Annotated in this window: 15 protein-coding genes; 12 read left to right on the forward strand and 3 right to left on the reverse strand. The window is 61.3% G+C overall.

Annotated elements, in window-relative coordinates; genetic code table 11:
• Positions 1-13 precede the first annotated feature (13 nt).
• Genes ccoO through ccoP form a run of 3 tightly spaced genes read left to right on the forward strand, consistent with a single transcriptional unit; the run spans position 14 to position 1,823 of the window.
• Positions 14-739, forward strand: a complete 726-nt coding sequence (gene ccoO / locus ACP7AP_RS10560; protein ID WP_426034169.1) for a cytochrome-c oxidase, cbb3-type subunit II — start codon at positions 14-16, stop codon at positions 737-739.
• A gap of 10 nt (positions 740-749) precedes the next feature.
• Entirely contained in the window at positions 750-941 is a 192-nt protein-coding gene (locus ACP7AP_RS10565; protein ID WP_426034170.1) for a cbb3-type cytochrome c oxidase subunit 3, read from the forward strand.
• A 3-nt stretch (positions 942-944) separates the two neighbouring features.
• A complete protein-coding gene (ccoP, locus tag ACP7AP_RS10570; protein ID WP_426034171.1) occupies positions 945-1,823 on the forward strand; it encodes a cytochrome-c oxidase, cbb3-type subunit III in 879 nt (292 codons plus the stop codon).
• Positions 1,824-1,889: 66 nt separating this feature from the next.
• On the opposite strand, the gene ACP7AP_RS10575 is transcribed toward ccoP, so the two are convergent.
• Entirely contained in the window at positions 1,890-2,066 is a 177-nt protein-coding gene (locus tag ACP7AP_RS10575) for a hypothetical protein (protein WP_426034172.1), read from the reverse strand.
• Between the two features lie 95 nt (positions 2,067-2,161).
• On the opposite strand from ACP7AP_RS10575, the gene ACP7AP_RS10580 reads away from it, so the two are divergent.
• The 5 genes from ACP7AP_RS10580 (at position 2,162) to ccoS (ending at position 7,424) form a co-directional block, all read left to right on the forward strand.
• Complete coding sequence (locus ACP7AP_RS10580) at positions 2,162-3,043, forward strand: LysR family transcriptional regulator (protein WP_426034173.1); 882 nt, start codon at positions 2,162-2,164, stop codon at positions 3,041-3,043.
• A gap of 108 nt (positions 3,044-3,151) precedes the next feature.
• Complete coding sequence (ccoG, locus tag ACP7AP_RS10585; RefSeq protein WP_426034174.1) at positions 3,152-4,585, forward strand: cytochrome c oxidase accessory protein CcoG; 1,434 nt, start codon at positions 3,152-3,154, stop codon at positions 4,583-4,585.
• A 1-nt stretch (position 4,586) separates the two neighbouring features.
• Positions 4,587-5,060 (forward strand): FixH family protein, encoded by a 474-nt coding sequence (locus ACP7AP_RS10590; protein WP_426034175.1) that lies wholly within the window; start codon positions 4,587-4,589, stop codon positions 5,058-5,060.
• Between the two features lie 3 nt (positions 5,061-5,063).
• Positions 5,064-7,250, forward strand: coding sequence for a heavy metal translocating P-type ATPase (locus tag ACP7AP_RS10595; RefSeq protein WP_426034176.1), 2,187 nt, complete (start codon positions 5,064-5,066; stop codon positions 7,248-7,250).
• 15 nt (positions 7,251-7,265) lie between these two features.
• Entirely contained in the window at positions 7,266-7,424 is a 159-nt protein-coding gene (gene ccoS, locus ACP7AP_RS10600) for a cbb3-type cytochrome oxidase assembly protein CcoS (RefSeq protein WP_054005472.1), read from the forward strand.
• Between the two features lie 48 nt (positions 7,425-7,472).
• On the opposite strand, the gene ACP7AP_RS10605 is transcribed toward ccoS, so the two are convergent.
• Positions 7,473-8,027, reverse strand: coding sequence for a YqgE/AlgH family protein (locus tag ACP7AP_RS10605; protein ID WP_426034177.1), 555 nt, complete (start codon positions 8,025-8,027; stop codon positions 7,473-7,475).
• A gap of 114 nt (positions 8,028-8,141) precedes the next feature.
• On the opposite strand from ACP7AP_RS10605, the gene ACP7AP_RS10610 reads away from it, so the two are divergent.
• On the forward strand, positions 8,142-8,954 hold the full coding sequence (locus ACP7AP_RS10610; RefSeq protein ID WP_426034178.1) for a protein-disulfide reductase DsbD domain-containing protein: 813 nt from the start codon (positions 8,142-8,144) through the stop codon (positions 8,952-8,954).
• An 85-nt stretch (positions 8,955-9,039) separates the two neighbouring features.
• On the opposite strand, the gene ACP7AP_RS10615 is transcribed toward ACP7AP_RS10610, so the two are convergent.
• Positions 9,040-9,849, reverse strand: coding sequence for a uracil-DNA glycosylase (locus ACP7AP_RS10615; RefSeq protein ID WP_426034179.1), 810 nt, complete (start codon positions 9,847-9,849; stop codon positions 9,040-9,042).
• A 107-nt stretch (positions 9,850-9,956) separates the two neighbouring features.
• Between ACP7AP_RS10615 and ACP7AP_RS10620 the strand changes: the two genes are divergently transcribed.
• The 3 genes from ACP7AP_RS10620 to pyrC all read left to right on the forward strand — a co-directional run bounded on the left by ACP7AP_RS10620 (position 9,957) and on the right by pyrC (position 12,807).
• The gene (locus ACP7AP_RS10620; RefSeq protein ID WP_054005596.1) at positions 9,957-10,919 is read left to right on the forward strand and encodes an aspartate carbamoyltransferase catalytic subunit; all 963 of its coding nucleotides are present in this window, start codon (positions 9,957-9,959) and stop codon (positions 10,917-10,919) included.
• A gap of 164 nt (positions 10,920-11,083) precedes the next feature.
• Complete coding sequence (locus ACP7AP_RS10625; protein ID WP_426034180.1) at positions 11,084-11,545, forward strand: hypothetical protein; 462 nt, start codon at positions 11,084-11,086, stop codon at positions 11,543-11,545.
• Complete coding sequence (pyrC, locus tag ACP7AP_RS10630; protein WP_426034181.1) at positions 11,542-12,807, forward strand: dihydroorotase; 1,266 nt, start codon at positions 11,542-11,544, stop codon at positions 12,805-12,807. Before ACP7AP_RS10625 ends, pyrC begins: the two co-directional genes overlap by 4 nt.

Below are 12,807 nucleotides of genomic sequence, written 5' to 3' on the forward strand. Positions count from 1 at the left end.
GGAGGGCACAGATATGGCTTTTCTCGACAAACACAAAAAGATTGAGACCCATGCGACGTTGCTGCTGGTGCTCAGCCTGTTGGTGGTCAGCATCGGCGGCATCGTAGAGATCGCACCGCTGTTCTACTTGCAGAACACCATCGAAAAGGTGGAAGGGGTGCGGCCCTATACGCCGTTGGAACTCGCGGGGCGGGATATTTATATCCGCGAGGGCTGTTACAACTGTCACAGCCAGATGATCCGCCCGATGCGGGATGAGGTGGAGCGGTATGGGCATTATTCTCTGGCCGCCGAGTCGATGTATGATCATCCGTTCCAATGGGGCAGCAAGCGCACCGGGCCGGATTTGGCGCGGGTGGGTGGCAAATACTCGGACGCCTGGCATGTCGATCATTTGATGGACCCGCAGGCGGTGGTGCCGGAATCGGTGATGCCGAAATACAGCTTCCTGTTGGATGCGGAAATCGACGGCAAATATATCGGCGATATCATGGCAACGCATCGGATGGTGGGCGTGCCCTATACCGATGATGAGATGACCAATGCGAAGGCGGATTTCGCCGCACAAGCGGACCCGAACGCCGATACTTCGGGGATTGAGGCGCGCTATGGCAAGGTGGTGGTCGCGAACTTCGATGGCCAGCCTGCGCTGACCGAAATGGATGCGCTGGTGGCCTATTTGCAGGTGTTGGGCACGATGGTCGATTTCTCGACCTTCATTCCTGACCCGAAACGCTAGGGGGCGGCTCATGGAACTTTATAGTCTCTTGCGCGAATTTGCTGACAGTTGGGTGCTGTTGTTCCTGACGCTGTTCTTTCTGGGGGTGTTTGTCTGGGCGTGGCGTCCGGGCTCTCGCAAGACCCATGAGGATATTGCGAATTCGATCTTCCGCCATGACAAGAAACCTGCGGCCCCCGCGCCGCAAACCGAGGAGGCGTAAACCATGTGCGCTAGCCGCGTGAAGCAAGCCCCCAAAGAAGTGCCGACGACGGGGCACACCTGGGATGGTATTCAGGAATATGACAATCCGATGCCGCGTTGGTGGCTGTGGGTTTTGTATCTGACGATCATCTGGGGGATCGGCTATACCATTGCCTATCCGGCGTGGCCGCTGATTTCGGGCCATACGCAGGGGGTGATCGGATCAAACCAGCGTGCGGATGTGGAAGCCGATATCAAGCGGTTTGACGATGCCAATGCGCCGATAAAGGCCAAGCTGGTTGCCGCCGATCTGGCGTCGATTCCCGCCAATGTCGAATTGAAAACCTTTGCGGTGTCGGCGGGCGCGTCTTTGTTCAAGAACAACTGCGCGCAGTGCCACGGCTCGGGGGCTGCCGGAGTTCAGGGCAAGGGCTATCCGAACCTGTTGGACAACGATTGGCTGTGGGGCGGCGATATGACGGCGATCCATACCACGATCACCCATGGGATTCGCAACACCACCGACGAGGATGCGCGGTTGTCGCAGATGCCGGCGTTTGGAGTGGATGGGATTCTGGAGAAGGAGCCGATTGCGCAGGTGGTGCAATACGTGCGGCAAATCTCGGGTCAGGATCATGATGCGGGGCTTGCGACAGCGGGGGCCGCAGTGTTCGCCGAGAATTGCGTGGCCTGCCATGGCGAGGACGCCAAGGGGATGCACGATTTTGGTGCGCCTAACCTGACGGATGCGATCTGGCTTTACGGCGGCGATGTAGCGACACTGACCGAAACCGTGACGAAGGCCCGCTACGGCGTGATGCCGGCATGGACGGGGAAGCTGTCGGAGGATGAAATCCGGGCGGTGGCGACCTATGTGCACAGTCTGGGTGGTGGTGAGTAAATCTGCTCATCCGTTGACAAAGCCGCCCTCGGTTCACGCCGGGGGCGGTTTCATTTTGGGCGCATCTCAGTGGCCACGCCCATCATCGCCGGGGGTGCCGCTGCGGCCTTGCCAGAAATATTCATCATCCCAGCGGCGCTGGGCGGCCAGCTTTTCGCGGCTGGTGCGGTGGTCGATCTGCGGTGCGCTGGGGTGGTCGGTGCGGGTGGCGACGCCAAAAGCGGCTGCAAGAATTCCTAACATGGGGGGCCTCATAGGGTTGCTTGATGTAAGTAGTATCGCGCAAACTGGCGCATGATTCCACGCAGCAACAATGTTTCCATGTAAGGCAGGCTTTCATGACGGATTGGCGACATATGCCGCCCTTGTCGGCGTTGCGGGCGTTTTCGGCTTTTGCCGAGGCGCGTGGGCTGGAGGAGGCGGGGGCACTGGTTGGCGTGACTCATGCCGCGATCAGCCAGCAAATCCGCGCCTTGGAGGCGCATCTCGGGCTGGCTTTGGTTGAACGCGGTGGGCGGCGGTTGGGGCTGACGATGGAGGGACGCAGGCTGGCCGAGACGCTGCAGACCAGCTTTGCCGCGATTGCCAGCACGATTGAAGACCTGACCGGGGCCGATGCGGTGCGGGTGTTGCGGATCACCACCACTTCGACCTTCGCGGGCGGTTGGCTGTTGCCGCGTTTGGCGGACTTTCGCGCCAAGCATCCGGGGATTGATCTGGTGATCGACCCGACTGCCGAGGCGCGGGATATTGGGCGGGAAGCGGATTTGGGCATCCGCTATGGCAATGGCGGTTGGGCGGGGCTGGTGTCTAAGCTGGTGTTGCGTTCGGGTGTGGTGGTGGTGGCTTCACCGAAGCTGGTGCCAGAGGGAGCGGCGTCTTCGCTGGCTGATCTGGCGAAACTGCCGTGGTTGCAGGAATTGGGCACCTCGGAAGCGACGGCGTTTCTGGAGAAACACGGGCTTCAGCGCGCGATGGGGGCGGGGATGACCTCGATGCCCGGCACTTTGTTGCTGGATGCGGCGCGGGATGGACAGGGGGTGGCGATCGCCGTGCGCGCGTTTATGGAAGCTGATCTGGCGGCGGGGCGGTTGCGGTTGCTGTATGAGGATCATGGCCGCGAGGGTTATTTTCTGGTGACGCGGCCAGGGATTTTACGGCCATCCTTGCAGCTGTTTTGCGATTGGATGTTGAAGCAGGCGGGGGCCGGGCGCGGCTAAAACGTCGCAGGCTGAAGCTGTATTTCGGATGCGGGATTGATTCAGGTCAAGGTCGGGCTTGGCCTTGGGGAGCATAGAGGGTGCAGTTCCAGCCTACCGGAGAGTTCCGTGACCAGCCCCGATACCCAGCCGTCTAGCCTGTACGCCGCCCGCGAGCCGATCTTTCCGCGCCGGGTCAAAGGCACCTTTCGCACCCTGAAATGGTGGCTGCTTGGGCTGATGCTGGGGATTTACTATGTCACACCGTGGCTGCGCTGGGATCGCGGGCCAAGCCTGCCGGATCAGGCGGTGCTGATTGATATCGCCAACCGCCGGTTTTTCTTCTTCATGATCGAGATTTGGCCGTATGAGTTCTATTTCGTCGCGGGCCTGCTGATCATGGCGGGACTGGGGTTGTTTCTGTTCACTTCGGCAGCGGGGCGGGTTTGGTGTGGCTATGCCTGCCCGCAAACGGTGTGGACGGACCTCTATATTCTGGTTGAGCGTTGGATTGAGGGTGATCGCAACGCGCGGCTGCGACTGCATCGGCAGAACTGGAACCTTGAAAAGCTGCGCAAGCGGCTGGTGAAGTGGAGCGTCTGGCTGTTGATCGGCCTCGCCACCGGCGGGGCTTGGGTGTTCTATTTCACCGACGCGCCGACCCTGTTGCAAAACCTGATCCATGGCACTGCGCATCCGGTGGCTTATACCACGATGGCGATCCTGACCGCGACGACCTTTGTGTTTGGCGGTTTCGCGCGCGAGCAGATTTGCATTTACGCCTGCCCATGGCCGCGGATTCAGGCGGCGATGGTCGATGAGGATACCCTGACGATTGGCTATCGCGATTGGCGGGGCGAGCCTCGGGGCAAGGCGAGTGTCGAAGGCAATGGCGATTGCATTGACTGCATGGCTTGTGTGAACGTCTGCCCGATGGGGATTGATATTCGCGACGGTCAGCAGATGGCCTGCATCACTTGTGGTTTGTGCATTGACGCCTGCAACGACACGATGGCGAAGATCGGCAAGCCATTGAACCTGATCAGCTATATGGCTTTGACGGATGAGGTGCGCGAACGTGCGGGGCAACCTGCGAAGTCGATCTGGAGCCATGTGTTTCGGCCCAGAACAATGATGTATAGCGTGCTTTGGGCGGGGGTTGGCATTGCCTTGGTGGTTGCTTTGTTCCTGCGGGCGTCGATTGATGTCAGCGTGACGCCGGTGCGCAATCCGATGTTCGTCACACTTTCGGATGGGGCGATCCGCAACACTTACGATCTGCGGCTGCGCAACAAACATGGCGAGGATCGCTGGTTCACCTTTGCCGCCACCTCGGACGCCGGATTTGTGCTGACCTTGGACGGCGCGCCGGGGCTGCGCGTTCTGGTGCCTGCCAATGCCACAAAGACTCAGCGGCTGTTTGTGACGGCGCCTGCCCATTCGCTGGGGGCAGAGGCTGCACGGACTGATCTGCGGTTCTGGATTGAGGATCTGGGGACGGAGGCGGTTCCGAGCAACGATCGGGTGCATCATGACACCGTGTTCAATGGGAAGGGCGAGTAAGATGGCCGAAGCTGGGGTGCGTGAGATCAAGGGTTGGCATGTGTTGGCCTTCACGGTGGCGGCGTTTGGCGTGATCATCGCGGTCAATTTGCTGATGGCTTACAAGGCGATCAGCACGTTTCCGGGGTTGGAGGTGGAGAATTCTTACGTCGCAAGCCAGACGTTTGACGCGGATCGGCGGGCGCAGCAGGCGCTGGGCTGGACGGTTGCGCCCAATTATGACGACGCGAAAGGGCAGTTGGTGCTGGCCTTTACCGACCACGCTGGCAAGCCGGTGGTGGTCGAGGGTTTGGATGTTCTGCTGGGCCGGGTGACCGAGGCGCGCGAAGATTCCACGCCGAAGTTTATCTATGAGGGCGGGGTTTATGTGGCCAAGGCGGCGTTGCATCCGGGCAAATGGATGCTGCATGTCACGGCGCGCTCGGGCGATGGCGTGTTGTTTCAGCAGCGGCTGAACCTGTTTGTGAAAGGCTAGGCGATGCGCGTGGTCGAGTACGAGCAGGGCGGGATGGCGGCTTGTCCGGCCTGCGTTGTCGTGCCTTTGGCGCAACAGCAGGCGCAGGTGGCGGCGCGGGGGCGGCTGATGCTGTCGCTGCCGTCGGCGCATTGTGCGGCTTGTATCTCGACGGTGGAAACTGCGTTGGCGGCGGTGCCGGGGGTGGACACGTCTCGGGTTAATCTGACGATGAAGCGGGTGTCGGTGGATGCAGAGGCTGGCGTGACTGCTGAGGCGCTGGTTGCGGTGCTGGCGGGCGTGGGGTTTGAGGCGCATGAGTTGGATGCGGGGCTGCTCAGCGCCACCGAGACGGATCGGCAGGGGCGCGAGTTGCTGATGCGGCTGGGCGTCGCGTTTTTCTCGATGATGAACGTCATGTTGTTGTCGGTGGCAGTATGGTCGGGGGCCGAAGGGGCGACTCGCGACATGTTCCACTGGATTTCGGCAATGATTGCGGTGCCGACGGTGATTTTCTGCGGCCAGCCGTTTTTCCGTTTGGCTTGGGCGGGGGTTAGGGTCGGGCGGTTGGGGATGGATTTCCCGATCTCGCTGGCCTTGGTGCTGGCGTCGTCGATTTCCCTGTTTGAGACGATCAAATCTGGCCATCATGCTTACTTCGATGCGGCGGTGATGCTGTGCTTCTTCCTGCTGCTCGGGCGCTATCTGGATCACCGCACGCGGGCGGTGGCGCGCTCGGCTGCCGAGGAATTGGCGGCGCTGGAGGTGCCTCGGGCCTGTGTTCTGGTGGATGGGGCTGAGGTGGTGCGGGTGATTTCTGAGGTTGCCGTTGGCGATTTGGTGCGGGTGCGTCCGGGGGGGCGGATGCCGGTGGACGGGGTGGTGGAGGTTGGCGCGTCAGAGGTGGATCGCAGTTTGCTGACCGGGGAGAGTTTGCCGGTGTTTGTGGGGCCGGGGATGGTGGTGGCGGCGGGCGAGGTCAATCTGACCGGGCCGTTGGTGCTGCGCGTGACGGCTGCGGGGCGAGACAGTTCGTTGCACCGAATGGCGGATTTGGTGGCGGTGGCGGAAAGTGCCAAGACGAAATACACCACTTTGGCGGAACGCGCGGCGCGGTTTTACTCGCCGATGGTGCATATCCTGTCGTTCAGCGCGTTTGGCTATTGGATGTGGGCGACGGAGGGCGATCTGCGGTTTGCGATCAATATCTCGGCAGCGGTTTTGATCATCACCTGCCCCTGTGCTTTGGGCCTCGCGGTGCCTGCGGTGGTGACGGCGGCCTCTGGCAAGCTGTTCCGCAAAGGGCTGTTGCTGAAACATGGCACGGCGCTGGAGCGGTTGGCGCAGGTCGATTGTGTGGTGTTTGACAAGACCGGGACGCTGACGATGGGTGCGCCGGAGCTGGTGGACTTGGCGGCGCATCCGGCTTGGGCTTTGGAGGTGGCGGCTGGGTTGGCTGTGGGATCGGCGCATCCTTTGGCGCAGGCTTTGGCGGCGGCGGTGCGGTCGGAGGGGGTTGTTCCGGCAGAGGTTAGCGATCTGCGCGAGGTGCCGGGGTACGGTGTGGAGGGCGTTTGGCAGGGTCAAGCCGTGCGGCTGGGCCGTGCCGATTGGTGTGGGGCGCAGGCTCTGGAGGTGACGGCGACTTATCTGAGTGCGGGGGGCGAGACGCAGGCCTTTGCCTTCGCGGATCGGCTTCGTCCGGGGGCAGAAGCAGCGATTGCACAGTTTAAGGCGCAGGGGATGCGGATCAAGCTGATCTCGGGCGACGTGCCGGGGGCGGTGGGTGCGTTGGCGGCACGGCTGGGGATTGCGGATTGGGTGGCGGGGGCTTTGCCTGCCGAGAAGGTGGCTCTGGTGCGCGCTTTGACGGCGGAAGGGCGGCGGGTGCTGATGGTGGGGGATGGGCTGAACGATACTGCAGCACTGGCCGCCGCACATGTGTCGATCTCGCCCGCGACGGCGCTAGATGCGGCGCGGACGGCTTCGGATATCGTGCTATTGGGGCAGGATATGGCGCCGATTGGCGATGCCACGCGCATCGCGCGGCAAGCGACGCGGCGGATGCTGGAGAATTTTGGGATTTCGGCGGCGTATAATGTGATCGCGGTGCCTTTGGCGTTGATGGGTTTGGCGACACCTTTGGCTGCGGCCTTGGCGATGTCTTTGTCTTCGATTACCGTTTCGCTCAATGCGATGCGTTTGAAGTAGCGGGAGGCTGAGGTCATGGAAATCCTGTCGATCCTGATTCCGGTGTCATTGCTGCTGGGTGGGGTGGGTTTGCTGGCGTTTATCTGGGCGATGAAAACCAAGCAATTTGACGATCCTTCGGGGGATGCCAATCGGATTTTGATGAAGGATTGGGACGACAAGCCGAAGCAGTAAGCCGAATTCCGCGCGGAATTCGTGCACGATTTTCGCGGCGAAAATCGGTTAGGCGCGGCCCGAGGTTGCCGATAGGCTGAGCGGTTCGATGCCCATGCCGCGCAGCGCCCCTGCCCATTTGGCGGCGTCGTTTTCGGCGAAGATCAGGGCTTCTGACGGCTCAACCGTCAACCAGTCATTCCGGGTGATTTCGGCCTCTAGCTGACCGGGACCCCAGCCGGAATACCCAAGCGCCAGCAGGGCTTTGTCGGGGCCTTGGCCTTGCGCCATCGCTTCCAGCACATCCAGCGTGGCCGTCATGCCATAGCCGCCCTCAACGCGCAGGGTGGCGGGGCCTCCGGCATAATCGGGAGAGTGCAGCACAAAGCCGCGACCGCGCTCGACCGGGCCGCCTAAATGCACGGCGATTTTGCGGCTTTCCTCGCCCAGCGGGATTTTCAGATGTTCGAGCAGGCCCGAGAATGACATATCGGGCAGGGTTTTGTTGATGATCAGACCCATGGCACCTTCAGGTGTGTGGGCGCAGACCAAGATCACCGCATGTTCAAACCGAGGGTCGCCCATACCGGGCATCGCAACCAATAGCTTTCCGCAGAGATCCATCGAATCGCGCCCCTATGTCTGGTTGGACCCAAGATGGGCAAAGCCGGATTTGGTTACAAGTCTCTCGCCGGATCGTGATTTCCCCGAAGGCGGCGCTTTGCTTATGACAAACTCATGCTGAAAGTCCTGACATTCGCGCTCTGCGCCGCTTCGCCTGCCCTTGCGCTTTGTGCAGCGACGGCTGTTTTTGCCACCACGCAGGACGATGTCTTGCAGGCTGATCTGCTGCCCGGTTGGCAGATGCAGAATGGCCATCACATGGCGGGGTTGCGGCTGCGGCTCGCGCCGGATTGGAAGACCTATTGGCGCAGCCCCGGTGAGGCTGGGATTCCGCCGTTGTTCAACTGGTCGGGTTCGGTGAACGTCAAATCGGTGCGGGTGCATTGGCCCAGTCCGGTGGTGTTTCATACCAATGGCATGCAGACGATTGGTTATCATGAAGGCGTGGTGTTGCCGCTGGAGGTGGTGCCGCTGGATGCCAGCAAGCCCGTGGAGTTGCGGGCAGGGGTTGATCTGGGGGTCTGCAATCAGATTTGCATGCCAGCCGCGGTCCAGCTTTCGGCGGTTTTGGATGCGGGTGCGCCAGATGCCGCGATCAAGGCGGCTTTGAAGGCGCAGCCCGTTGGCGGCAAGGCGGCGGGACTGCGGGCGATTTCTTGTGAGGTCGCGCCGATTGCCGATGGCTTGCGGCTGACCGCCGTGTTGGATTTGCCGCAGCGCGGGGCCGAGACGGTGGTGTTTGAAACCGCAGATGCCAGTGTTTGGGTTGGTGAGGCTGAAAGCGCGCGGGCGGGCGGGCGGCTGACTTCAAGCGTCGATTTGGTCGCCAGCAGCGGTGCGCCGTTCGCTCTGGATCGCTCTGGCGTGGTGGTGACGGTGTTGGGGGCGGGCGGGTCAGTGGAGATCGCCGGATGTCCTGCGCCGTGACGCTGCGCGGGTGGGATGCCGCCGGCGGGGATATTTGCGCACAGAGGATGACCGTAGCCTGTGATTTTCCAGCGGTGGGGCGCGTTTAGCCGCGCAGCTTGGCTTGCAGCGACAAAAGGTCCGCCCAAGCCTCGCGTTTGGCAATGGGGTTGCGCAACAGGTAAGCGGGGTGCGTCATCGGCAGCACGGGTTTGCCAAGCGCCTCGGTCCAGTTTCCCCGCGCGCGCAGGATGCCTTTGGTGTTCAGGATGGTTTGCAGCGGCGTGTTGCCGACCAGCACGATCACATCGGGGTTTACCAGCGCTATGTGCCTTTCGACGAAGGGGCGCATCATGGCGATTTCATCCAGCGAGGGGTCGCGGTTTTGCGGCGGACGCCAAGGTAGCGTGTTGGTGATGTAGAGCGCGGTTTCGGGGTCTGGGGATGTGCGGCTAAGGCCGATGGCGGCGAACATTTTATCTAACAGCTGCCCAGCGCGACCGACGAAGGGGCGGCCTTCGCGGTCTTCTTCCACGCCGGGGGCCTCACCGAGGATCAGCACGCGGGCTTTGGGGTTGCCATCGGCGAACACCAGATTGCGCGCGCCGCGTTTGAGTTCGCAATGCTCGAAGGCTGCGAGGGCTGCGCGCAGGGCTTCCAGCGTTTCGCACTGGCTGGCAGCGGCGCGGGCTTCAAAGACTGCGGCGTCGGGGTTGTGGGCTTCGGGTTCGGGGGGTGGGGCTGGTTTGGAGGGCGCGACGATTGGGGCAGGCGGCGGAGCCTTGATCGGCTCGGGCAGGTCGTAGCGGTTCAGCGGGGATTCGGCGCTGATGTCGGTCAGGCCCAGATCGACCTGCCACGCCAATGCGGCCAAGGCGGCGTGCCAGTCGGCTGCGATGTCGGAGTCGATTCCCATGGGGGCAAAGTAGGGGGCTTGCGGTGGGGGAACAAGGTGTGTCGGGCGGGCCTTGCCGGGGGCGCTTGGGGTTTCTATAAGCCGTTAAACCACCGACGGAGATGCCGATGAGCTTTCGCGCCCGCCACCTGCTTGGGATCGAGCAACTTTCGCCGTTGGAAATCACCACAATCCTCGATTTAGCGGATCGCTATGTCGATCTGAACCGGCGCACGGTGAAATCTTCGGATGCTTTGGCGGGGCTGACGCAGATCAATATGTTCTTTGAGAACTCGACGCGGACGCAGGCCAGCTTTGAGCTGGCGGGCAAGCGGCTGGGCGCGGATGTGATGAATATGTCGGTCGGCTCGTCTTCGGTGAAGAAGGGTGAGACGCTGATTGACACCGCGATGACGCTGAATGCGATGCACCCGGATTTGCTGGTAGTGCGGCATGGGGCGTCAGGGGCGGTGAATTTGCTGGCCTCGAAAGTGAATTGCGCGGTGCTGAATGCGGGCGACGGGCGGCATGAGCATCCGACGCAGGCCTTGCTGGATGCGCTGACCATTCGGCGGGCGAAGGGGCGGATCCAGCGGCTGACGATTGCGATTTGCGGCGATATTGCGCATAGCCGTGTGGCCCGCAGCAATTTGATTTTGCTGGGGAAGATGGAGAACCGTTTGCGGCTGATCGCTCCGCCAACTTTGATGCCTGCGGGGGTGGAGCATTTTGGCTGTGAATTATACGACGACATGCGCAAGGGGCTTGAGGGCGCGGATGTGGTGATGATGCTGCGGCTTCAGAAGGAACGCATGGACGGCGGGTTTATTCCATCCGAGCGGGAGTATTACCACCGCTATGGGCTGGACGCCGAGAAGCTGTCGTTCGCCAAGCCCGATGCGATTGTGATGCATCCGGGGCCGATGAACCGCGGCGTTGAGATTGACGGCGAGTTGGCGGATGACATCAACCGCAGCGTGATTCAGGATCAGGTGGAGATGGGCGTGGCGGTGCGGATGGCCTGCATGGATTTGCTGGCGCGGAATTTGCGGGCCGAGCGCGGGCGCGCGGCGGTGGGGACCATGGTATGAGCGACGGTCCCAAGAAGAAATGGTCGGATGCCCGTATGAGCGGCATGGTGGCGACCGGGGTGTTGGTGTTTCTGGCGGTGTTCACGGTGGCGTTTGTTTGGATGGCGGGGTGAATTGATGCAAACCGACATGAGGCCACAGCTAACATTTTTGGGGAGTGTCTGATGGATTTGATGATGGGTCTCTCCGCTATCAAGCAGACGTTGGACATTACAAAAGAGCTTAGAAGCATTGATGACAAGATAGTTGTCGCCGAGTTTAAGCTGAGAATTTCAGAAATTGTCGACAGACTACTCGATGCAAAGCAGGCGTTAATTGAGGCCCAAGAACGAGAGTTAGAACTTCGAAAAGAAACTTCTGATTTGCGTGCCGCTTACACCTTCAAAGCCAAGCTGCGAGATAACAATGGTCTACTCTATGAAACGGATGAAACGGGATCGCAGGTCGGTGAGCCATATTGCAATCTTTGTTCTGCTAAAGACGAAAAGCTGATCAGGATGCGGCACCATCCAGCAAGAGTTCATTATTACGCTGGCTACAAATGCGATAATTGCAAGACTTTTGTAAATACTGGCCCGGCCCTTGAATATGTCAGCCCCCCCAAACGCACTAGAGAATGGCCATGACCCTACACTTCACCAACGCCCGCCTGATCAACCCGGAATCTGGCACTGATGAGATCGGCAGCCTGACCATCGACAACGGTGTGATCGTAGCCCTCGATGGCGATGCTCCTGCGGGGGCGACGGAGGTGGATTGTGGCGGGCATTGTCTTGCGCCCGGCATCGTCGATATTGGCGTGAAGATTGGCGAACCCGGCGAGCGGCATAAGGAATCGTTCCGCTCGGCGGGGTTGGCGGCCTCGGCGGGCGGGATCACAACAATGGTGGTGCGGCCGGATACGACGCCCTCGATCGACACGCCGGAGGTGTTGGAGTTTGTGACCCGGCGGGCGGGGGAGGCGCGGGTGCGGATCCGGCATATGGCTGCGCTGACCAAGGGTCGTTTGGGGCATGAGATGACCGAGATTGGGTTTCTGCTGGATGCAGGGGCGGTGGCATTTACCGATGTGTTCAAGGTTTCCCGCGATACCAAGGCGTTATCACGGGCGTTTACCTATGCGCGGTCTTTGGGGGCGTTGGTGATCGGGCATCCGCAAGAACCGGGGTTGTCGGCGGGGGCGGCGGCGACCTCTGGCAAGTTCGCCAGTTTGCGCGGGTTGCCGGGGGTTTCGGCGATGGCGGAGCGGATTGGGTTGGACCGTGATCTGGGTTTGGTTGAGATGACGGGGGTGCGCTATCACGTCGATCAGATCACCACGGCGCGCAGCTTGCCTGCGCTGGAGCGGGCGAAGGCGAATGGGTTTGATGTGACGGCGGGGGTGTCGATCCACCATCTGACGCTGAATGAGATTGACGTGGGCGATTACCGGACGTTCTTCAAATTCACCCCGCCGCTGCGGTCGGAAGAAGACCGGATGGCGATGGTGCAGGCGGTGGCCGAGGGGCTGATCGACGTGATCGGGTCGTTCCACACGCCGGCTGATGAAGAGAGCAAGCGGCTGCCTTTTGAGGAGGCGGCGTCGGGGGCGGTGGGGTTGGAGACTTTGTTGCCTGCGGCGTTGCGGCTGTATCACGCGGGGCAGTTGGATTTGCCGACCTTGTTCCGGGCGCTGTCTTTGAACCCCGCGAAACGGCTGGGGTTGCCGCAGGGGCGGCTTTCGGTGGGGGCTCCGGCGGATCTGGTGCTGTTCGACCCCTATGCGCCCTACTTGCTGGATCGGTTCAAATTGCACTCGAAATCCAAGAACACGCCGTTTGACGGCTGCCGGATGGAGGGTAAGGTGCTGGCAACTTATGTCGCGGGCCAAGCGGTTTATCAGGGGTAG

The organism is Cypionkella sp. TWP1-2-1b2 (genome assembly GCF_049896245.1).
GTDB lineage: Bacteria > Pseudomonadota > Alphaproteobacteria > Rhodobacterales > Rhodobacteraceae > Cypionkella.